This is a genomic window from Bacillus sp. R45 (assembly GCF_021729365.1).
Taxonomy (GTDB): domain Bacteria; phylum Bacillota; class Bacilli; order Bacillales; family Bacillaceae; genus Bacillus; species Bacillus velezensis.
Map to the genome: position 1 here is coordinate 375,443 of NZ_CP091421.1, position 21,871 is coordinate 397,313.

Annotated in this window: 22 protein-coding genes; 13 read left to right on the forward strand and 9 right to left on the reverse strand. The window is 48.7% G+C overall.

Annotated features, from left to right (window positions below):
- The first annotated feature begins 1 nt into the window (after position 1).
- From L3V45_RS01915 to L3V45_RS01925, 3 genes are read left to right on the forward strand one after another with little or no spacing between them, the layout of a single operon-like run.
- On the forward strand, positions 2-751 hold the full coding sequence (locus L3V45_RS01915) for an amino acid ABC transporter ATP-binding protein (RefSeq protein WP_003156349.1): 750 nt from the start codon (positions 2-4) through the stop codon (positions 749-751).
- 17 nt (positions 752-768) lie between these two features.
- Positions 769-1,920, forward strand: a complete 1,152-nt coding sequence (locus tag L3V45_RS01920) for a M20 peptidase aminoacylase family protein (RefSeq protein WP_024084883.1) — start codon at positions 769-771, stop codon at positions 1,918-1,920.
- On the forward strand, positions 1,917-3,263 hold the full coding sequence (locus L3V45_RS01925; protein WP_014304336.1) for an MmgE/PrpD family protein: 1,347 nt from the start codon (positions 1,917-1,919) through the stop codon (positions 3,261-3,263). The genes L3V45_RS01920 and L3V45_RS01925 overlap by 4 nt, the downstream gene beginning before the upstream one ends.
- A 103-nt stretch (positions 3,264-3,366) precedes the next feature.
- Here L3V45_RS01925 and L3V45_RS01930 read toward each other — a convergent pair whose 3' ends face one another.
- Positions 3,367-4,050: an ABC transporter ATP-binding protein gene (locus tag L3V45_RS01930; protein ID WP_236837232.1), complete on the reverse strand. Its 684-nt coding sequence runs from the start codon at positions 4,048-4,050 to the stop codon at positions 3,367-3,369.
- A gap of 14 nt (positions 4,051-4,064) precedes the next feature.
- Positions 4,065-5,501: an ABC transporter permease gene (locus L3V45_RS01935; protein WP_095318526.1), complete on the reverse strand. Its 1,437-nt coding sequence runs from the start codon at positions 5,499-5,501 to the stop codon at positions 4,065-4,067.
- A 212-nt stretch (positions 5,502-5,713) separates the two neighbouring features.
- Here L3V45_RS01935 and L3V45_RS01940 point away from each other — a divergent pair, with 212 nt between their 5' ends.
- The 4 genes from L3V45_RS01940 (at position 5,714) to L3V45_RS01955 (ending at position 9,221) form a co-directional block, all read left to right on the forward strand.
- Positions 5,714-6,397: a two-component system response regulator YclJ gene (locus L3V45_RS01940; protein ID WP_143255796.1), complete on the forward strand. Its 684-nt coding sequence runs from the start codon at positions 5,714-5,716 to the stop codon at positions 6,395-6,397.
- Positions 6,384-7,817, forward strand: a complete 1,434-nt coding sequence (locus L3V45_RS01945; RefSeq protein ID WP_161625271.1) for a two-component system sensor histidine kinase YclK — start codon at positions 6,384-6,386, stop codon at positions 7,815-7,817. Before L3V45_RS01940 ends, L3V45_RS01945 begins: the two co-directional genes overlap by 14 nt.
- A gap of 152 nt (positions 7,818-7,969) precedes the next feature.
- Complete coding sequence (locus L3V45_RS01950) at positions 7,970-9,118, forward strand: Rap family tetratricopeptide repeat protein (RefSeq protein ID WP_003156336.1); 1,149 nt, start codon at positions 7,970-7,972, stop codon at positions 9,116-9,118.
- Positions 9,102-9,221, forward strand: a complete 120-nt coding sequence (locus tag L3V45_RS01955) for a phosphatase RapC inhibitor PhrC (RefSeq protein ID WP_003156334.1) — start codon at positions 9,102-9,104, stop codon at positions 9,219-9,221. The genes L3V45_RS01950 and L3V45_RS01955 overlap by 17 nt, the downstream gene beginning before the upstream one ends.
- Before the next feature lie 150 nt (positions 9,222-9,371).
- Here L3V45_RS01955 and L3V45_RS01960 read toward each other — a convergent pair whose 3' ends face one another.
- On the reverse strand, positions 9,372-9,482 hold the full coding sequence (locus L3V45_RS01960; protein WP_369719092.1) for a YjcZ family sporulation protein: 111 nt from the start codon (positions 9,480-9,482) through the stop codon (positions 9,372-9,374).
- 79 nt (positions 9,483-9,561) lie between these two features.
- A complete protein-coding gene (locus L3V45_RS01965; protein WP_046559345.1) occupies positions 9,562-10,926 on the reverse strand; it encodes an aspartate kinase in 1,365 nt (454 codons plus the stop codon).
- A 414-nt stretch (positions 10,927-11,340) separates the two neighbouring features.
- On the opposite strand from L3V45_RS01965, the gene L3V45_RS01970 reads away from it, so the two are divergent.
- Genes L3V45_RS01970 through L3V45_RS01985 form a run of 4 tightly spaced genes read left to right on the forward strand, consistent with a single transcriptional unit; the run spans position 11,341 to position 14,949 of the window.
- Positions 11,341-12,294, forward strand: coding sequence for an ABC transporter permease (locus L3V45_RS01970; RefSeq protein ID WP_003156332.1), 954 nt, complete (start codon positions 11,341-11,343; stop codon positions 12,292-12,294).
- The gene (locus L3V45_RS01975) at positions 12,284-13,231 is read left to right on the forward strand and encodes an iron chelate uptake ABC transporter family permease subunit (RefSeq protein WP_003156331.1); all 948 of its coding nucleotides are present in this window, start codon (positions 12,284-12,286) and stop codon (positions 13,229-13,231) included. The genes L3V45_RS01970 and L3V45_RS01975 overlap by 11 nt, the downstream gene beginning before the upstream one ends.
- Positions 13,225-13,983, forward strand: a complete 759-nt coding sequence (locus tag L3V45_RS01980) for an iron ABC transporter ATP-binding protein (protein WP_015388706.1) — start codon at positions 13,225-13,227, stop codon at positions 13,981-13,983. Before L3V45_RS01975 ends, L3V45_RS01980 begins: the two co-directional genes overlap by 7 nt.
- Positions 13,984-14,004: 21 nt before the next feature.
- On the forward strand, positions 14,005-14,949 hold the full coding sequence (locus L3V45_RS01985; protein WP_003156329.1) for a siderophore ABC transporter substrate-binding protein: 945 nt from the start codon (positions 14,005-14,007) through the stop codon (positions 14,947-14,949).
- A gap of 41 nt (positions 14,950-14,990) precedes the next feature.
- Here L3V45_RS01985 and L3V45_RS01990 read toward each other — a convergent pair whose 3' ends face one another.
- The 4 genes from L3V45_RS01990 to L3V45_RS02005 all read right to left on the reverse strand — a co-directional run bounded on the left by L3V45_RS01990 (position 14,991) and on the right by L3V45_RS02005 (position 18,519).
- Positions 14,991-16,415, reverse strand: coding sequence for an MDR family MFS transporter (locus tag L3V45_RS01990; RefSeq protein ID WP_015388705.1), 1,425 nt, complete (start codon positions 16,413-16,415; stop codon positions 14,991-14,993).
- Positions 16,416-16,432: 17 nt separating this feature from the next.
- The gene (locus L3V45_RS01995) at positions 16,433-17,308 is read right to left on the reverse strand and encodes a TetR/AcrR family transcriptional regulator (RefSeq protein WP_003156326.1); all 876 of its coding nucleotides are present in this window, start codon (positions 17,306-17,308) and stop codon (positions 16,433-16,435) included.
- 160 nt (positions 17,309-17,468) lie between these two features.
- Entirely contained in the window at positions 17,469-18,215 is a 747-nt protein-coding gene (gene nfsA, locus L3V45_RS02000) for an oxygen-insensitive NADPH nitroreductase (RefSeq protein WP_003156324.1), read from the reverse strand.
- 16 nt (positions 18,216-18,231) lie between these two features.
- A complete protein-coding gene (locus L3V45_RS02005) occupies positions 18,232-18,519 on the reverse strand; it encodes a putative quinol monooxygenase (protein WP_003156323.1) in 288 nt (95 codons plus the stop codon).
- A gap of 141 nt (positions 18,520-18,660) precedes the next feature.
- Here L3V45_RS02005 and L3V45_RS02010 point away from each other — a divergent pair, with 141 nt between their 5' ends.
- Positions 18,661-18,975, forward strand: coding sequence for an ArsR/SmtB family transcription factor (locus L3V45_RS02010; RefSeq protein WP_007410279.1), 315 nt, complete (start codon positions 18,661-18,663; stop codon positions 18,973-18,975).
- A gap of 27 nt (positions 18,976-19,002) precedes the next feature.
- Here the strand turns inward: L3V45_RS02010 and gabR are convergent, their stop codons facing one another.
- On the reverse strand, positions 19,003-20,412 hold the full coding sequence (gene gabR / locus L3V45_RS02015) for a MocR-like transcriptional regulator GabR (RefSeq protein WP_236837233.1): 1,410 nt from the start codon (positions 20,410-20,412) through the stop codon (positions 19,003-19,005).
- Positions 20,413-20,519: 107 nt separating this feature from the next.
- Between gabR and gabT the strand changes: the two genes are divergently transcribed.
- Positions 20,520-21,827: a 4-aminobutyrate--2-oxoglutarate transaminase gene (gene gabT / locus L3V45_RS02020; protein WP_015388703.1), complete on the forward strand. Its 1,308-nt coding sequence runs from the start codon at positions 20,520-20,522 to the stop codon at positions 21,825-21,827.
- The last annotated feature ends 44 nt before the right edge of the window (positions 21,828-21,871 follow it).

Genomic DNA, 21,871 nt, shown 5'->3' on the forward strand with positions numbered 1-21,871 from the left:
GATGATACAAGTCAGACATATTCGAAAAGCATTTAAAGACCTTACCGTACTTGACGGAATCGATCTTGAGATCAAAAGCGGCGAAGTCACGGCCATCATCGGCCCGTCAGGCTCGGGAAAATCAACGCTCCTCCGCTGTCTGAATCTGCTGGAGCGCCCGGATGACGGCATCATTGAAATCGGCGATGCAAAGCTGAATGCAGCGTCCTATTCGCGCAAAGACGTACACAAGCTTCGCCAGCAGACGGCGATGGTGTTTCAGAATTACAACCTGTTCAAAAACAAAACCGCCCTGCAAAATGTGACAGAGGCGCTGATCACCGCGCAAAAGAAACCGAAAAAAGAAGCGGAACAGATCGGTATGGACCTGCTGCGGCAAGTCGGTTTAGAACACAAAGCGGACAGCTACCCGATTACGATGTCAGGCGGGCAGCAGCAGCGGATCGGGATTGCGAGAGCCTTGGCCGTTGATCCTCACGCGATTTTACTGGATGAACCGACTTCAGCCCTTGACCCTGAGCTTGTAGCCGGGGTGCTCCAAGTCATCAAATCAATTGCCGAAAAACAGACAACCATGATCATCGTCACGCATGAGATGGCTTTTGCGCGTGAAGTAGCCGACAAAGTTATTTTTATGGCGGACGGACGCATCATCGAACAGGGAACACCGGAGGAGCTGTTTGACAATCCGCAGAACGAACGGACGAAAAAATTCATTAAGCAAGTGGGAGAGCCTGCCGAACTTGTCTAAGAAGGGAAGAAGAAGAAATGGCAAATGAAACGTATGAATCATTAAACAAACGTTTAATCAATATCCGCCGCGACCTTCATGAACACCCTGAGCTGTCAGGCGAGGAATTCGAAACGACGAATAAAATCCGCCGCTGGCTGGAGGAAGAAGGAATCACGGTTCTTGATGTGCCGAAACTTCAAACCGGAGTGATCGCTGAAATCAAAGGAGATAAAAGCGGCCCCGTCATCGCCGTCAGAGCGGACATCGACGCACTGCCGATCGAAGAGAAAACAAACCTTCCGTTTGCTTCGCGCAACAGCGGCGTGATGCACGCATGCGGCCATGATTTCCATACGGCATCTATCCTCGGCACGGCTTTCTTATTAAATGAGAGAAAGCATGAGCTGAAAGGAACGGTGCGGTTTATTTTTCAGCCCGCGGAAGAAATCGCCGCCGGAGCAAGACAGGTCATTGAAGCCGGCGCGCTTGACGGTGTATCGGCGATATTCGGCATGCATAACAAACCTGACCTCCCCGTCGGCACGGTCGGTCTGAAAGAAGGCCCGCTTATGGCGAGTGTCGACCGCTTTGAAATCACCGTGAAAGGAAAAGGCGGCCACGCCGGAATCCCCGACAACAGCATTGACCCGATTCAGGCGGCAGGGCAGATCATCGGCGGCCTGCAATCGATTGTCAGCAGAAACATCAGCTCGCTTCACAATGCCGTCGTCAGCATCACAAGAGTTCAGGGGGGCAGTTCTTGGAATGTCATTCCGGACCATGTTGAAATGGAAGGAACCGTCCGGACGTTTCAAAAAGAAGCGCGGGACGCTGTTCCGAAACATATGAAGCGGGTTGCTGAAGGAATCGCGGCCGGATTCGGGGCAGAGGCTGACTTCCGCTGGTTTCCTTACCTGCCGTCAGTGATGAACGACGCCCGATTCATACAGGCGGCGGAACAAACGGCTGAAAGCCTCGGACTTCAAACCGTTCGGGCAGAACAGTCGCCCGGCGGCGAAGACTTCGCATTATATCAAGAAAAAATCCCCGGCTTCTTCGTCTGGATGGGAACAAACGGAACAGAAGAATGGCACCATCCAGCCTTTACACTCGACGAAAAAGCGCTTCCGAAAGCGGCTGAGTTTTTCGCCCGGCTTGCCGTCAATGTATTGGAGCAGACGGAATGAATACGGAAAATCTGACGGCCGGACTTGCTCAGGCCGTCATGTCGTCTGTGCCGGAAACATCCGCCGAAGCGATGAAAGAAGCGCGCAAAGGACTGCTTGATTTTACAGCGGCTGCTTTTGCGGGGAGACGGGATACAGGAGTTGAAAAGCTGGTAAAACTGGCCGAAGAAGAAGGCGGGATGCCGATAGCGCCGCTTATCGGCAGAAATCAAAAAACCACGCCGTCCCAATCCGCGCTCATTAACGGCTTCATCGCACATGCGCTTGATTTTGACGATGTTCATTCTGATGTAAGAGGACATCCGAGCGCGGTCATCCTCCCGGCTTTGATTGCAGCCGCATCAGCCGGCCGGATAGACAAGAGCCGTTTTCTCGGTGCTTATGTGACGGGAATCGAAGTGATGGCGCGGCTCGGCGAGTCAGCTGGAAGGGATCATTACGAGAAAGGCTGGCACAATACAGGAACGTTAGGTGCCATTGCGGCCGCATGCGCCGTCGGATTCGCAGAGAATCTGAATCAAACCCAATTACAGAAAGCAATCGGGTTTGCGGCTGCCCGTTCCGGAGGCATGAGAGTGCAATTCGGGACAGAAATGAAGCCGCTCCACGCCGGCCTGGCCGCTCAAGCCGGGGTGTTCGCCGTAAAGCTTGCAAAGGCCGGTTTCGGCGGCTCAGCTCATGCGCTCGACGGGGAGAAAGGTTTTTTCGGACTGTACGGCGATCTTGAACGGGCAGAAACCCTGCTTGTAAACGGGTGGGGAAACCCTTGGCGGATCGTGAGTCCGGGACTTTGGTTTAAGGTTTATCCGTTTTGCTCGGCGGCCCATCATGCGGCGGACGCCATTCTCAAGCTGAAGGCCGAACATGGTCTCACTTTCGGCCAAACGGAACGGATTGACGTGATTTATCCGCCGGGCGGGGACGCCGCATTGACAGAACGGCGTCCGAAAACAGGCGAAGCGGGTCGGTTCAGCGTAGAATATGTGATCACCTTAGCTTTGCACGGTAAGGATTTTTCAGTTGAACATTTCACATCCGAGCCGATTCCGCAATCCCTTCAAAAAGGATTTGAGCGGATTCACCGCAGCTGCGATGACCAAATTCAGCCGGCTGACAACGCCGTTCCGAAGGGCCGTTTTACAATTGTACGGGTCACGGTTTCCGGCGGTCATGTCTATGAAGCACGTATCGACTGTCCGAGGGGAGCGCCGGGAAACGGTCTTTCTGAAAAAGATATTGAAGACAAGCTCCGGCTCGCTTTGCCGGGAGAAGAGAAAAAGGCGGAAGAATTGATCAAAGCAGCCGGACAATCAAATATTGACCGTTATTTACAGCTGATATAAATAAAAAGAGCGAGGGGATGCAGCCCTGGCTCTTTTTACGTTCACTTCTATTGAATAGGGGGATATAGGGTGCGCCCCTGTCTGCGCTGGCAGGGGCGCGGTATCAGGAAACGGCCGTGCCGTTTTCTTTGACCGTGAAACTTCCTCTTGATAAGCGGATGTTGATATCAGACACTTTGGCAATTTGTTCGTCGTGCGTAACCATGATGACGCATTTGCCGTCTTTATGCGCCAGATCCTGAAAGAGCCGGACGATTTCCTTTGACGTATCCTCGTCGAGGTTTCCCGTCGGCTCGTCCGCGCAAATCAGATCCGTATCACAGCAGAAAGCCCGCGCAATTGAAACGCGCTGCTGCTGTCCGCCGCTTAATGTCAGTACCCGCTGATGGGCCTGCTGTTCGGTGATGCCGACTTTATCCAGCATGCTGAGCGCGGACGCATCTTTGTTGTTCTCCTTAGATCCGGTAATCTCCATCGCGGTTGTGACGTTCTGGAGCGCCGTCATATACGGGATCAGATGATGAGATTGAAAGACGATAGAGACATATTGATTTCTGAATTTGGTTAATCCGATTTTGGAGATGTCTTCTCCGTTATAAAGGATGCTTCCCTCTTTAGGTGTGTCAAGGCCGCCCGCCAGAGACAGAAACGTGGTTTTTCCCGTTCCGGAGGCGCCGGCAATTGTATAAAACTTCCCTTTTTCAAAGCTGATCGTTATATCCTGAAACAGCGGCTGTGATTTATCTTGGTACCAGTAGCCGGTCTGTTGAAAGGTTAATAGGCTCATTATGCTGCCTCCTCTTATTCCTGCTTGGTCAGGATCGTTTTAGGGTGAAGCCGCATGACTGATACAGACGGCAGTAATGTGGCGATGACGGCAATTGCGACGCCGATCCCGCCGAGAATCAGAAGGTCATTCAGCGAAACGTTTACCTGCATTGTACTGATGACATCTGCACCGGATGAATGCTGACCGAACATGCCGTCTCCCCGCGGCATTTCTCCTCCGCCCCAGCCGCTTGTTTGCTGCTGGGAATCATCGGCTGAGCTGACCTGCTGGGAAAGAAGCTGATTTCCGAGCTGATTCGCCACAAGGCTGCCCGTGACGGATGCGATCCCGATGGCGATAACCGCGACAATCAGAATTTCCGTTAAGAATTGTCCGATGAGCTTCCAGCGCTTTTCGCCGATCGCCATCAAGACACCCATTTCATACTTGCGTTCCCTGATCGACATCATCACGATCAATCCGAGAATGACCGCGCCCGCGATGGATACAAGGTACACCACGTTTTTAGAAAATGACGCGACATTTTCAATCGGGCCGGCCATTTGCTGATACACCTGATCATTTGTCGTCAGCGTGTAGGTTTTATCATCTATAGATGTTTTTTTCGCAGCCGCAACGAATGAGTCAATATATTTTGCATCATCCATATAATAAACGGCTGAGCTGATTCTGTTTTTGTTATCAGACCCTTTTAACGCCGCAGCTGCGGTGTAAGGCGTATAGATTTTATTGTCAGGGTTTAAGAATGAAAAATGCTCTGCCTGATCGTCTCCTGATGATGTTGTTTTATAAATTCCCACAATTTTAAGCTTTGTACTCACAGAATCATCCGCTGCTGAGGAAACTGTAATGGAGCCGCCGACCTTCAGCTTGTTTTGATCTGCCAGCGTTTCATTGATCACTGCGACTTTTGCGTCCGCATCTGTTTTTGTGATGGCGCGGCCATCAGTGATTTTTGAGCTCCCGCCTGTGAAATCATCAAGCAGCGCCGTAGAGAGCACGCCTTCGACCGAAATATCCGCTGAAATCATCTGTCTTCCGCCGCCTTGAAAACGGCTTCCGCCGGAACTGTTATCGGCTGATTCGTCTGAGCTTTTTATCGCGTCAAAGCTTTCTGCGTTTGCTGACGCTGTCGTGAGGAAGTTGTAATTTTTAACGTGCTGTAAAGATGTAAGTTTCTTGGCATCCGAGACGGAAATCGGCGTTGATTCAAACGTCCTCTTTTCACCGTCTTTTTGCTGCTGCGCCATTTGCTTTTGGCGGTCAGCCTGGAGTGTGACGCTCCCGCCGATCTGCTGCCTTGCCAGTTCGCTTGATTTCTTTGCCGCTGACTGGATCGTAAGACCGGACAGGACAAAAATGCAAATCACTGAAAACACAACCAGCTGCAAAAACGTTTTTCCCTTTTTTGCCTTCATGCTCCAAAAGGCTCTTTTTATAAAGTTCATGTCTGTTCCTCCGTGTGGGTGTCAGATCTTGTAAAACCAGCCTTCTTTAGAACCGGTTATCCGATATGTATATAGTAGGAGAAATGTATGAAAAAAATATGAACAAACTATTTCCGGGTGATGAAATAAAAACTAACAATTGTGAAACGCGAAAATATCCGGGTAAAATGGTGCTATTATAAGTAAAAGCGTCAAGATAAACGGAGGACCCAATGAAGATATTAATGGTAGAAGACAATATAAGCGTATGCACCATGACGGAAATGTTCTTTTTTAAAGAAGGATTTGAAGCCGAATTTGTCCATGACGGAGTGGAAGGCTATCAGCGGTTCACGGAAGAGGACTGGGATTTGGTCATTCTGGATATTATGCTTCCATCTATGGACGGAGTGACGATCTGCCGGAAAATAAGAGAGACGAGCAGTGTGCCGATTATTATGCTGACCGCAAAGGACACGGAGTCTGATCAGGTGATCGGGTTTGAAATGGGAGCCGACGACTATGTCACCAAGCCGTTCAGCCCGCTGACGCTAGTAGCGCGGATTAAAGCGGTGATCAGAAGATACCGGGCGACGGGGCAGGCCGTAAAAAGCGGCGACTTGATCGAAACGGCGTGTTTTTCAATCAATAAGAAGACGCGGGAAGTGTTTCTGCATGGAAAGCCTGTCGAGAATCTGACGCCGAAGGAATTCGATCTGCTCTTTTATCTCGCACAAAATCCGCGCCAGGTCTTTTCGAGAGAGCAGCTGCTTGAGCAGGTGTGGGGCTACCAATTTTACGGCGATGAACGTACGGTTGATGTTCATATTAAACGGCTGCGCAAAAAACTGTCCAGTGAGGAAAAACCGTTTTTATACACGGTGTGGGGGGTAGGATACAAATTTGATGAGGATTAAATACTTATATCAGCTGCTGTTAAGCCATGTCAGCATTTTGATTTTGGCCTTTTTCATTATCATTTCCCTGTTTTCGCACTTTGTGAAAGATTTTGCGTATCAAAATAAAGTGGATGAGCTGTCTTCTTACGCCCAACAGATCACAAGTGAGCTGAACGGACGCGATCTTGATCTGCGCCGCCTGTATCCGTATCAGGACATGTTAAAAACGCGCGAGACCAGGTTTATTATTTTTGATGAACATCAGCGGCCTTACTTTTTTCCTGACGATATGCCGCCGCGCGAGAAGCTCAAAAGTAAAGAGTGGCACATGCTGAAGCAAGGGAAAACCGTTCAGATCAGAGCGGAGATGAACCGTTTTAATACGGAGGGCTTGGAAGTATCGCTTGTCGCAAAACCGCTTTTGATCAACGATCAATTTAAAGGCGCGGTGCTGCTCGTGTCTCCCGTCAGAGGGGTCGAGCAGATGATCAGCCAGGTCAACCGCTATATGATTTACGCGATTATCAGCACCCTTATCATCACGATTCTGCTGAGCTGGCTTTTATCTAAATTTCACGTTAAGCGGATTCAGACATTGCGGGATGCGACCGGAAAAGTGGCATCGGGGGATTACGATATTTCGCTCAAGAACAGCGGCGGCGATGAAATCGGCATGCTGGCGTCCGATTTCAACATCATGGCCAAAAATCTGAAGCAATCGAGAGAGCAGATTGACCGCCTGGAAAAACGGAGGCGCCAATTTATCGCCGATGTCTCCCATGAGCTGAGAACGCCTTTGACGACCATTAACGGACTTGTGGAGGGGCTTAACAGCAACACCATCCCGGAAAAAGATAAAGAGAAATGCTTCTCGCTGATCAGTGAAGAAACGAAGCGGATGCTCAGGCTCGTGAAAGAAAACTTGGATTATGAAAAAATCAGATCCCAGCAAATCAAACTGGACAAGCTCAGTCTGCCGCTCATCGAGGTGTTTGAAATTATTAAAGAGCATCTCAATCAGCAGGCGGAGGAAAAACAAAATCAGCTGCGGATTCAGGCGGAGGACGGCGTCAAAGTGTTCGCCGATTATGACAGGCTGATCCAGATTCTCGTCAACATCACGAAAAACAGCATTCAATTTACGCAAAACGGAGACATCACGCTGCGCGGGTATGAAGGCTATAAAGAAACGGTGATTGAGATCGAAGACACCGGAATCGGCATCTCCAAAGAGGAAATTGAGCATATATGGGAGCGGTTTTATAAGGCGGACGTGTCCCGGACGAATACGGCATACGGCGAATACGGACTCGGCCTGTCCATCGTCAGGCAGCTCGTTGAAATGCACAAGGGCACGATAGATATTGCCAGCGAAAAAGGAAAAGGCACGACGTTTACAATCCGCCTTCCGCTGAATACGATACATGAATCATCTTGAAACCGGCAGTCCCGTCTGGCTGCCGGCTGTTTTATCTTCACTCGGAAAATTGCGCTCTGCCGAAACAAAGTTTGCGTGTTTTTCGGGATGGAAAGACACGGAAACGTGATAAAATAACTGGTAAACAGGTCTTGGATGGGGAGGGTGAAGGAATGAAGAGCGGGTTAATTCCTTCTTCAGCAGTCGGGCAGAAAATTAACGAGTGGTATCGATACATCAGAACATTCAGCGTGCCGGATGCGGAGATCTTGAAGGCCGAGATCAAACAAGAGCTTGACCGTATGGAGCCTGATTCAAACTTAGTGCTTTATTATTCCCTCATGGAATTTCGCCATCAGCTGATGCTGGACTACTTGGAGCCGCTGGAAAAACTGAAGATAGAAGACCAGCCGACCCTGTCGGAAATTCTTGATAACATTGATAACAGCCAGGCCGGCCTCAAAGGGCTTCTCGATTATTACGTCAACTTTTTCAAAGGCATGTTTGAATTTGATAAAAGAGAATTTATCTCAGCGATTACATATTATAAACAAGCTGAGAAAAAACTGGCCTTCGTATCGGACCACGTGGAACGGGCGGAGTTTTATTTTAAAGTGGCCGAAGCTTATTATCATATGAAACAAACGTATTTTTCTTTGATACATATAAAAAACGCTTATGAAATTTACGTAGAGCAGGACACATATAACGTCAGGATCATTCAATGCCATTTTGTATTCGGCGTCAATTTAATGGATGAAAGGCGCTTTGAACAGGCGGCCAAACATTTTCAGCACGCTCTGCAAATGGCCGAAAAAGAACAAAAAGCGCAGCTTGTCGGGAGGGCGCTGTATAACCTCGGACTGTGCTACTACAATCAGGACCGCATCGGCGAAGCGATTCCGTACTTTGAACGGGCGGTTGATACATTTGAATCACAAAGAATCGTCAATTCTCTTCCTCAAGCATATTTCCTAATCACACTCATTTACTTTAAACTCGGAAAAAAAGAAAAAGCGTCGGAATATCACAAGCGGGGATATGAATATGCTAAAGAAACAGACGATCCCGTTTACACGGTAAAATTCGAATGGCTGCAGGCTCTGTATCAGGCGAAACCGGATGAGGAAAAAATCAGCGCATGTTTCCGTTACCTGGAAGATAAAAATTTATACGCCGATATAGAGGATTTAGCACTAGAAGCAGCTAAATATTACTATGAACAAAATTGCTTTAAGATTTCTTCTGACTATTTTCTGAAAGTCGAAGAGGCAAGGAAACAAATACAAAGGAGTGAGGGTTTGTATGAAATTGAAATCTAAATGGTTTGTTATTTGTTTAGCAGCCGCCGCGATTTTTACAGTGACAGGTGCAGGCCAGACAGATCAGGCTGAATTCCATGTAGCTGAAAGAGGAATGACGTGAGAAGAAAATAACCTGAACAAAGGAAAAGACTGCCCGGGAATGTTCCCGGCAGTCTTTTTTTTTGCGCGGCCGGACTTGAACAGCGGCGGAAAACAAAAGAAAACGCCGCAGGTCAAAACCCGCAGCGTCCTCATATAGACGGAGTGATGCTTAGAAACCGCCAACATAGGCAGTACCTACAATAACCAACAGGATAAATAAAACAACGATCAAAGCGAAAGAGCTGATTCCAGAATATCCTGACATGAGCTTCACCTCCATATTGTCTATACCATACAATATGTAAAAGAAGCTGCTTTGTAAGGGATATTAGTGGACAAGAGAAAAAAGAGGCGGTGTCCTATGAGAGTAAGACTCCTGCAAAAAACTCGTCATACAGCGCCCGCACCGCTTGTTTTTCCTGTTCTTCTTTCACCCCGAACATCATGCTGACTTCCGATGACCCCTGATTGATCATCTCGATGTTGACGCCGGCTTCGGACAGTGCTTTGGATGCCCTGGCGGTTGTGCCGACATTATGGCGCATCGCTTCCCCGACGACCATAATCAGCGCCAGGTTGTGCCTGACTGTGACTTCATCTGCTTGAAGTTCCTGCTTCAGACGGGTGACGAGCCTGTGTTCCAGTTCTGAGTCCATCTGATCGTGCCGAAGGATGATCGTGATGTCGTCAATGCCGGATGGAACATGTTCATACGTCAATCCTTCTTCCTCCAAAATGTGAAGGGCTTTGCGGCCGAAACCGATTTCCCGGTTCATTAAATATTTGCTTATGTAAATGCTGCAAAAGCCCGTATCGCTTGCGATGCCGATGACTGGCCCGTTCGTATTGTCACGGCTGCTGACGACGCGCGTTCCTTTCGCCTCCGGATTATTCGTATTCTTAATCTGAACGGGGATGCCGGCCCGAAAAGCGGGAATCAGCGCTTCATCATGAAAAACGGAAAACCCGGCATAGGAGAGCTCACGCATTTCCCGATACGTCAGTTCGTTAATCTCTTTCGGATGCCGCACGATTGACGGGTTGACGGAATAGACGGCGTCCACATCAGTAAAGTTTTCGTACAGGTCGGCTTTTAAGCCGCTGGCGAGAATGGAGCCGGTAATATCAGAACCGCTCCGGGAAAACGTCACAATCTCATGCTCCTTCGTGTAACCGAAAAATCCCGGAAAAATGATCAAGCCTTCACGGTTTCTCAGACGGTACAAATGATCATAAGACTCAGGGAGCACCTGGGCGCTTCCGGGTTCATTCGTCACAAACAGCCCCGCTTCTTTCGGGCTTACGTATTCGGCTTTCACGCCCTGCCGGCGGAAGTAGGCCGCGATCAGCTTCGCGTTGTTGTCCTCGCCGCTCGCTTTCACCGCATCCATATACTGATCGGGATTGGCTTTGCTGCTGTTTAAGAGAGCGAATAGGTCACTGCGGATTCTTTCTATAATAGAGAAATCCAGGTTCAGCTCACGCGCGATGGCGGCGTACCGTTCAATGACCGGTTCGGCAAGCTCGGGCGCTGCACCATTTTGCAAATAATGCTCCGCACAGTGGATTAACAGATCCGTCACCTTTGTATCGTCCGAGAAGCGTTTTCCCGGCGCCGATACGACGACGGCTTTCCGCGAGGGATCAGCCGTCACGATTTGAAACACTTTCTCAAGCTGGGCTCCTGACGCAAGAGAGCTGCCTCCGAATTTTACAACTTTCATGATTTACATCCCCTAATATTTAAATTTTCTCACAAATTTAATTTTTATTATCTCTCTTTCAAACATGTAAATCAAGGATTTTTTCTATGTGGGGAGAACATTTGTATTTTCGTGGAGGAATTTTGCCGCTGTTTGTCAGATTTGTTTCCCGCAAGCGTGTCATCATGTGCAAAAAATGATAAGCAGCCAAATGAAGGTTATAGAAAATCCTGCAAATTCTTGATAGACTGATTGTAAGACAATTTAGTGTACGGCCCGCGGATGACCGTTTTTGAAAGCAAAACTGTATTGACTGCGCTTGGAAAGATGATAAGATTATAGTTGTCGTTGATAATGATAATCATTACGAGTGGGGATATATGGGAGTTGTTTGGCAATCAGTCATACCGTTTGTGATGGGTGCAGGGAGGCAGCATGAAGCTACGTTACTTACTTTTGCTACTGGCGGTTTTGGCGTGTACTTCTATATTTATCGGTGTAGAAGATTTGTCGCCGCTGGATATTTTTCATTTAAATAAAGAACAGGCAGGTACATTGTTTGACAGCCGGCTGCCGCGTTTGGTGAGCATTATCATCGCCGGCATGAGCCTGAGCATCTGCGGATTAATCATGCAGCAGATCAGCCGGAATAAATTTGTATCGCCGACGACTGCGGGAACGATGGACTGGGCAAGGCTCGGAATTTTGATTTCATTAATGCTTTTTACGTCAGCGAGCCCGCTTGTGAAAATGTCTATCGCTTTTATTTTCGCGTTGGCGGGAAATTTCCTTTTCATGAAAATCCTCGAGAGAATCAAGTTCAATGATGCGATTTTTATTCCTCTCGTCGGTTTAATGCTTGGGAACATCGTCAGCTCAATCGCCACGTTTATCGCATATAAATACGACCTGATCCAAAACCTGTCATCTTGGCTGCAGGGAGATTTCTCACTGGTCGTTAAAGGCCGGTATGAGCTTTTATATCTGAGTATCCCGCTGGTGATCATCGCTTATGTGTATGCGGATAAATTTACGGTGGCGGGAATGGGAGAGAGCTTTTCCGTCAATCTCGGCCTGAAATACAAACGCGTCGTCAATATCGGTCTGATTATCGTGTCGCTCATCGCTTCACTGGTGATCCTGACCGTCGGGATGCTGCCGTTTCTCGGTTTGATCATTCCCAATATGGTGTCGATTTACAAAGGGGACAACCTGAGGAGCAGCCTGCCTCACACCGCTCTCTTGGGCGCTGTTTTTGTGCTGTTTTGCGACATTTTGGGAAGGGTGATCATCTTCCCGTACGAAATTTCCATCGGCCTGATGGTCGGTGTTATCGGCAGCGGCATCTTCCTGTATATGCTGTTAAGGAGAAAAGCATATGAGTCATAATAAAAAAATTACGCTGCTGGCGGCGCTCGCCATAATATGTATCGGATTCTTTCTGTTCTACGGACTGGGCAATTGGGAATACTCCCTGCCGAGACGATGCTTCAAAGTGCTTGCCATGATGCTCACAGGGGGAGCGATCGCGTTTTCAACGGTCATCTTCCAGACGATTACAAATAACCGCATACTGACACCGGGCATTTTAGGCCTCGATTCCCTGTATATGCTCATTCAGACCGTCATCGTGTTCCTGTTCGGTTCAATGAATATCGTCATGATGAACAAAAATCTTAATTTCGTCATCTCCGTCGGACTGATGGTGCTCTTGTCACTCGTTTTGTATCAGCTCATGTTTAAAGGCGAGGGGCGGAACGTGTTTTTCCTTCTGCTTGTCGGCGTCGTGTTCGGCACGCTGTTCAACAGTCTGTCATCCTTTATGCAGATGCTGATTGATCCGAATGAGTTCCAGGTTGTTCAGGACAAAATGTTTGCCAGCTTTAACAATATCAACACCGATCTTTTAGGATTTGCCGGTGCTGTCTTTCTTCTGACAGGCATTTATGTCTGGCGGTTCACGCGGTTTTTTGACGTGCTGTCGCTCGGCAGGGAGCACGCCGTCAACCTTGGGATTGATTACGATAAGCTTGTGAAACAGATGCTCATCGTCGTCGCCATTCTTGTGTCTGTCTCTACGGCTCTTGTCGGGCCGATTATGTTTTTAGGACTGCTTGTCGTCAATCTGGCGAGAGAGTTTTTAAAAACCTACAGGCACACGTATTTAATCGCGGGTTCCGTCCTGATCAGCATCGTCGCGCTCGTCGGGGGCCAGTTCGTCGTGGAGAAAGTGTTCACGTTTTCCACGACGCTGAGCGTCATCATTAATTTTGCCGGCGGGATTTATTTTATCTATCTGCTGTTAAAGGAGAATAAATCATGGTAGAGGTCAAAAATGTAAGCAAACAATACGGAGGGAAAACCGTCCTTGAGAAAACGTCTCTATCCATTCAAAAGGGCAGGCTCACCTCGTTTATCGGTCCGAACGGCGCGGGAAAAAGCACGCTGCTGTCTATCATGAGCCGGCTGATTAAGACGGATTCCGGAGAAATCACGGTCGACGGGCAAGAGATCGGGGCCTGTAAAAGCAACGATCTGGCGAAAAAAATCAGCATCCTGAAGCAGACGAACCAAATCAATATCAGACTGACGATTAAAGACCTGGTCAGCTTCGGCAGATTTCCGTATTCCCAGGGGAAACTGACGGATGAAGATTGGGTGCATATCAACCAGGCCCTCAGTTATATGAAGCTGGATGACTTAAAGGATAAATACCTCGATCAGCTCAGCGGAGGCCAGTGTCAGAGGGCGTTTATCGCGATGATCATCGCTCAGGATACGGACTATATTTTTCTCGATGAGCCGCTGAACAATTTAGATATGAAGCATTCCGTTGAAATGATGAAGCTGTTGAAGCGGCTTGTGGAAGACTTCGGAAAAACGGTCGTCGTAGTGATTCACGATATCAACTTCGCATCCGTCTATTCAGACCATATCGTCGCACTGAAAAACGGACGGATCGTCAAAGAAGGGCCGGCGGAGGAGATCATTGAAACCGCCGTGCTTGAAGATATTTATGATATGACCATCCCGATTCAAGAGATTGACAGTCAGCGGATCGGTGTGTACTTTTCTTAAAAACCAGATGAGGTGAAAGTCATGAAAAAATTCGCATTGCTATTCATTGCGCTAGTTACGATTTTTGTTGTTTCTGCATGCGGAAACGGGGACAAAACATCAGGCAAATCAAAAGAAACAATCACAATCAAAGATGATCTGAACAAAGAAGGAGTCAAAGTGCCGAAGAATCCGAAAAAAGTCGTCGTATTCAACTTCGGAATGCTGGATACGATGGATGAACTCGGTTTACAGGATCACGTGGCGGGACTTCCGAAACAAAACCTTCCAAAATACTTATCTTCATATAATAGTGATAAATACGCCAATACCGGCGGTTTAAAAGAACCGGATTTTGAAAAAGTCGCGGATATTGATCCGGATTTAATCATTATCGCCCACAGACAATCTGATTCTTATAAAGAGTTCTCAAAAATCGCGCCGACGATTTATCTTGATGATGACTATACAAACTACGTTGACAGATTCAAGCAAAACACCGAAGTGATCGGCAAAATCTTTAACAAAGAAAATGAAGTGAAAGATAAGCTTGCGAAAATTGACAAATCCATTGCCGATCTGAAGAAAAAGACAAGCAGCACGGATAAAAACGGATTAGTGGTGATGGCGAACGACGGCAAAATCAGCGCGTTCGGGTCTAAATCAAGATACGGCTTCATTCATGATGTGTTCGGCGTCAAACCGGCTGACAAAAACATCGAAGCCTCACTGCACGGACAAAGCATTTCCTATGAATATATCGCCAAAACAAACCCTGATTACATGTTTGTCGTTGACCGCGGAACAGCGATCGGCACAAAATCTTCAACAAAACAAGTGGTTGAAAATGATTATGTAAAATCGGTGAAAGCCGTGAAAAACAACCATGTTGTCTACCTTGATTCAGCTACATGGTATTTATCAGGAGGCGGCCTGGAATCCATGGCGCAAATGGTGAAAGAAGTAAAAGACGGAATCGAGAAGTAAAAAAAGAACCCGGTCACATACGTGATCGGGTTCTTTTTGGTTTACCGCGTAACGGCCTGCTGCTGCTCGGGCTGACGCGGTTTTTTCTTCAATGTAAAAGATAGGAGGAAGCCGGCCAGCGCGATGCAGGCGGCTACGACAAAGGCCGCATTCATGCCGTGCAGGGCGGCGTTTGCCGGAGTTGACGCATTGGCGTGCGCGGCCTGGCTGCTCATCACGGAAACCAGCAGCGCCGTACCGATAGAACCGCCGACTTGGCGGACGGTATTGTTCATGGCTGTGCCGTGCGGAATTAAGTGGCGCGGCAGGGCGTTGATTCCCGCTGTCGTCACCGGCATCATAATCATGGCTGTTCCCAAAAGCCGCGCGGTATAAACGACGACAATCCAAATGAGAGACGTCGAGTCCGTCAGATTCATAAACGGCAGGGACGTGAGCAGGATGATGAAGAATCCGGTCATCGCAAGGCCTTTTCCGCCGATTCTGTCAAACACCCGGCCGATAAACGGAGACATCATCCCCATCACAATCGCGCCCGGCAAAAGCATTAATCCGGTATCAAACGCGGAGACGCCCCGGACTTTTTGCGTGTAAAGCGGGAGAATGGTTTCCGTTCCGATCAGCAGCGCGAAAACAAGCGTTCCGAGCAGGGTGGTCAGGCTGAAAATCCCGAAAGAAAACACACGGAATTCCAGCATCGGTTTTTTGAGCTTCATCTGTCTTGCGATAAAGAAAATCAGCGCGGCCGCTCCGACAAGCAGCGAAGTCAGCACTTCAGTACTGGTCCATCCTGAGGAACCGGCGCTTGAGAAGCCGTAAAGCAGCCCGCCGAATCCGAGGGTCGATAAGATCACGGATAAAATATCAATCTGTGTTTCTCGTAATGTCGTGACGTTTTTCATCAGAATAATTGCTAAAAGCAAATCGATGACTGCGATCGGGAAGATGATATAAAACAAAGACCGCCAAGAGAATGCTTCGACCGCCCATCCGGAAAGCGTCGGGCCGATCGCCGGCGCGAACGAAATAACCAAGCCGACCATACCCATGGCGCGGCCGCGCTTTTCCATCGGGAAAATCGTGAGAAATACCGTCTGCATGAGCGGCAGCATAATTCCGGCGCCGGCCGCCTGAATAATCCGGGCCGTTAAGAGCACCGGAAAGTTCGGGGCGAATGCGCCGACAATGGTGCCCGCCGTGAAAATACTCATAGCGGAAATCAGGAGGGTGCGGCTCGTAAATTTCTCTATTAAAAATGCGGTAATCGGAATCAAAATCCCGTTTGTCAGCATAAACGACGTTGTCAGCCATTGCGCTTTGTTGGCATCTATATTGAAGTCATTCATAATGTGCGGCAGCGCCGTGATAAGCAGTGTCTGGTTCAAAATGGCGACGAACGCTCCCGCCAAAAGAATCCCGACAATGACAGAGCGGTTGTATGGTGCAGTTTTAATACTCTTATTCAAGCTGATTCCTTCTTTCTTTATAGTTTGAGCAATGTTTTAACGGCTGCAAGCGGCTGGTGCAGCGGTCCGGCCTGCTCCAAATAACCGATGAGCGCTTTTATAAGAAAATCCCGCGGCTGTTTGTCCGCTGATTCTTTCTCCAGCATAACCGCCGCGGAAGCGAGTCCTGCGGCATCATATTTTTCCTCCGGAAGGGCTGAGACGGCTTCTTTCAGTTCCTTCAGGCTTTCAGCCAGCAATACGGTTTTGTCTTTCGGCTCAAATGAGGAAGCGGAGGCGGTATAAAGGTCAATCATCTCCTGAGGCAAAGCCGTTTCGGTTTTCCTGTTTTCGACGATGAGATTGAGATGGCGGATGATAAAGTCCGTGAGCGGCTCCAGGGCGAGCGGTTCTTTTTCCAGCTTAATCAGCGTGATGCATTCTCTCAGGAGCCCCTGCAGGACGATCACCAGCTCCCATACATAAGGAATAATGTCTTCGCCGTACGTCTGAATCAGTGAATCGCGATGCCAGCAGATAAAGGTGGAGCGGGCCCTGTGAATATGCCGTTTTACCCGCTCATTAATGGAAGAGGGGCTTCCGTACATCAGCATATTAAAAAACTGCTGGTTGCGCCTGAAGCCTTCAAGCTCAGCCATCAGTTTTTTGGCAAACCGTTCCTCAGGGGAGAGGCTCGTTTCTTCATTTAATAATGAAGCGGCCGCTACCATCTGTTTCTGGTTAAAATCGAGCAGCTCCAGGAGCAGGTCTTCCTTTGATTCAAACAGCTTATACAAAGATGCTTTGGAGACTTTGCACTCCTCTGCGATCGCCTGCATCGAGACCGACGAAAAGCTTTTCCCGGAAAAAAGCTTCCTTGCCGCCAGCAGAATATCCGTTTTCTTATCATTCATAAGCCCAGATTCCTTCTTTCGTCACAATAGAAAACCCATCGGTTCACAGAAAACCAATGAGTATATGATGAAAATATTAACAAAAATTTTTACATAGTGTCAACGCTTTTGTTTGAGAAATAGAAAAAACCTGCCGGAGTGTTCCGACAGGCTGATACGTTTATTTATCCGTCTTAAATCCTTGTTTTTCAAGCATTTCACGAATGTGAGGATAATAAACCTGCTTATAGTAGGAAGTGATGCCTTGTGACCAGTTTCTTGTTTCCTGTCCGTCGGTGCGTTTTTTCATGTATTCGGACATCTGCTTGTCATAGGCCTCGATATGGGTTCTTAAATCTTCTTCTTGATACGTTTCATGATGCAGAACGGCTGCTTGCGGCAGACGCGGTTTTTTCGCGGAGCGGTCTGCCGGATGGCCGATGACGAGACCGGAAATCGGGAAAACGTATTTCGGAAGTTTCAGCAATTCAATGATTTCGTCAGGCTTGCCGCGCACGGCGCCGATCGGCACAGTGCCGAGTCCCATTGATTCAGCCGCAGCCGTTGCCGTACCCAGCGCAATCCCGACATCTACGGCTCCGACTAGAACGGACTCTAAACCGTTCGTGATCTCAAGCGGTGTATCATTATATTCTTCAAGCGCAATTTTGGCGCGGTTAAAATCAGCGCAGAATAAAAGGAAAACAGGCGCTTGGTCAATCCACGGCTGGCCGCCGGCCAATTCGGATATTTTTTTCTTCCGCTCCTTATCTTTCACCGCAATAACGGTAAATTGCTGGCCGTTAATGGAAGTCGGCGCTGCCTGAGTTGCTTGGATGATAAGGTCCAGCTGCTCATCCGATACGGGTTCATCTGTGTAGCTGCGAATGGAACGGTGGTCTGTTAATATTTGAAGGACTTCGTTCATGTCATTCATCCTTTCGTTACTCTGACAGTTCTGTGCGGACGACGTCAAGCGGCGCACTCAGCACTTCTTTTGCTTTTGCCACGAATCCTTGGAAATGGTCAGTTGCGTTGTGGAATTTCATCGCTTCTTCATCTTTCCATTGCTCAAGCATAACGAATGTATTTTCCTCACCGACTTTTTCGAAAAGATCGTATTGCACATTTCCTTCTTCCGCGCGTGAATGCTGAACAAGTGATTGTGCTTCTCCTAAAAATTCCTCGCGTTTATCCGCTTTTACTTTCATGTAAGCCTGTAAGACGATCATTGTTATTCCTCCTGATTGGGTTTATTTGTTATAGTTCGAATATTATCGAACTAACTGTAACATGTTTCGCAGTGAATGGTAAAGGAAAAACCCTCACCGCCTAAATTGTCACCCGCCGCTTTTATGTGTTACATTTGACTCATGAACATTCCAAACCATCCTGAAACCGACCGCTTACAGCTGACAAAGGTTCTTCATGCTCTGAGTGATCCGCTCCGCTTAGAGCTGGTCAAACAATTGGCGGAAACAACAGAAAAAACGTGCGGTACCTGCGCTGATGTCCGGGTCGCCAAATCAACGCTGTCCCATCACTTCAAAGTGCTGCGGGAAGCGGGGATCGCCCAAGTGCGCATAGACGGGAAGCACCGTTATTATTCCCTGCGCAAAGATGATTTACATGAGGCGTTTCCCGGCCTGCTGGAGGCGATTTTGCAGACAGAACCGGACCGCTGGTAAATAAGTCCCCGAATTCCGGGGTTTTTTTTATGCGCCGAAAACCGCCCGGTAAAGCCTGAGGACGCCATCTTGAATATCGCTCTCCTTCAGGCGGGCGAACCCCAGAATGAGCTGCGGCTTATTTGAATCGCCTCCCGCTTTCAGACGGAACCGGCTCATCGCAAACAGATCGAGCTGTTCTGCATCCGCCCGTGCCAAAATCTCTTTTTCTGAACGGGCGCAGTCAAACTCAGTGACAAAATGAAGCCCCGCATTGGCGCCCTTTACACTGATTCTTTCTCCGAATGTTTCTTCTAAAGCCGAAATGAGGCGTTCCCGCATGTTCTTATAATGCTGCTTCATCTTTTTAATATGTTTCTGATATTCACCTGAGTCGATAAATTCTTTCAGCGCGAGCTGGGCAAGCGTGCTGCACGTATGCAGGTCATAGGTTCTCTCTTTGAACGTCCGCAAAAGCCCGGGCGGCAGAACCATATAGCTGATGCGCAGACCTGGGAAAAGGGATTTTGAAAAGGTCCCCATGTAGATGACATTTTGAAACCGGTCAAGGCTTTGAAGCGCCGGTATCGTATCGGCGTCATATTTAAATTCACTGTCATAATCATCTTCAATGATGAAGCGGCCGTTCTGTTCGGCGGCCCAGTTTAAAAGCTGAATCCGCCGGGAAGCGGGCATAATCACGCCTGAGGGGAATTGATGGGAAGGCGTGGTGATCAATACACAGGGCCGGCGTTTTTCGATTTCGGCCATGGACATGCCTTTTTCATCAAGGCTGATCGTCGCAACCTTTTTCCCGAGGTTTTGCAGCAGCCGGTACATCCTCATATATCCCGGGTTCTCCATGGCGTACAGCGCGTCGTTTGGCAGCAGTTCCGTCAGCAGCTGCGTCAGCATTTGCGTGCCCGCCCCGAGCACGATTTGTTCCGGGCGGCATGTAACGCCTCTTGTCAGGGAAATAAGCCGCGAAATGGTTTCACGGACTTCATATAAGCCTTGCGGATGGACGAGTTCTCCGAGTGTATGAAATGAACGGGCGGCTGCTTTATGCTCACAGCGGAACCAGCTTTTCAAGGGAAAATGCGCCGTATCCACGCTCATATGAGAAAACGAAATCCAGCCGCTCTTATCCGGCTCCCGCTCTTTTAAATCTTCAGGCAATGAGAGCGAAGGGGTTTCTTCATGATAAACCGTATCAATTTCCTCCACGAAAAAGCCTTTTCTTTCGACTGCATATAAATAACCTTCCGAAAGCAGCTGCTGATAAGCTGAATTCACTGAATTCACGCTGACCTTCAGCGTCTCGGCAAGCTCCCGTTTAGACGGCACCTTTGTATGAGGCATCAGGCTGCGTTTCAAAACGGCCGCTTTTATGTGCTGATAGATCTGCTGATAGATATAATCCGCCGTTTCAGAATGATCAATGGAAATCGTCAGCATCCAGACCCTGCTCCTTTCTGATACCATGGATAAATTGATTTTGGTACTTTTCAGAATACCAAAAAGAAGTCAGAATGATAAGAAAACAATATAGGGGGATGGAATCTATGAGTCGAACAGCATCATCGGAAGTGACAACTGCCCAGTGGCAGCAAAAACGGGACCAATTCGTTTCCAAGGGGGTCGGCAACGGAAACCGCAGCATGGCGGTAAAAGGGGAAGGGGCGCTTTTGTACGATTTGGACGGCAGACGATTCATTGATTTTGCCGGAGCGATCGGAACGCTGAATGTCGGCCATTCTCATCCGAAAGTGGTGGAGGCCGTGAAGAAACAGGCGGAGGATCTGATTCACCCGGGATTTAACGTCATGATGTATCCGTCTTATATTGAGCTGGCCGAAAAACTTTGCGCCCTTGCGCCGGGAGATCATGCGAAAAAAGCGATTTTTCTCAATTCGGGGGCGGAAGCGGTGGAAAACGCCGTGAAAATCGCCAGAAAATATACGAAGCGCCAGGCTGTCGTGTCATTTACAAGAGGGTTCCACGGCCGCACGAACATGACGATGAGCATGACGAGCAAGGTGAAGCCTTATAAATACGGTTTCGGCCCGTTTGCCTCAGAGGTGTATCAAGCGCCGTTTCCTTACTATTATCAAAAGCCGGCCGGCATGAGTGACGAGCAGTATGACGACTTTATCATCAGCGCTTTCGAGGATTTCTTTATCGCCGCAGTCGCACCGGAAACCGTCGCCTGTGTCGTAATGGAGCCGGTTCAGGGAGAAGGCGGCTTCATCATTCCGTCAAAACGTTTCGTGCAGCACGTCGCCGCTTTTTGTAAAAAACACGGTATCGTTTTTGTAGCGGATGAGATTCAGACCGGTTTTGCCAGAACGGGAACGTATTTTGCGATTGAGCATTTCGAAGCCGTTCCGGATTTGATCACCGTATCCAAATCACTTGCGGCCGGATTACCTCTGAGCGGTGTCATCGGCCGGGCGGAAATGCTTGATGCCGCCGCGCCGGGGGAACTCGGTGGCACATATGCGGGAAGCCCGCTCGGCTGTGCGGCTGCGCTCGCGGTCCTGGATATTATTGAAGAAGAAGGGCTGAATCAGCGTTCCGAAGAGATCGGCCGGATCATCGAGCATCAAGCGCTCGAGTGGAAAAAAGAGCATGCCTGCATCGGAGAAGTGCGCAGACTCGGCGCGATGGCGGCCATCGAAATTGTCAAAGATCCGCACACGCGGGAACCGGACAAAGCAAAAGCCGCGGCGATCGCTAAAACGGCGAACGAGAACGGACTGCTGCTGCTGACGGCCGGCATTAACGGCAACATTATCCGATTCCTGACGCCGCTTGTCGTGACGGATGAGCAGCTCAAAGAAGGCCTTTCCATTATCGAAGCAGCTCTGTGAGTTCAATTATTGGAATCCCGCCGGATGTGTCTGCTATCATGAAA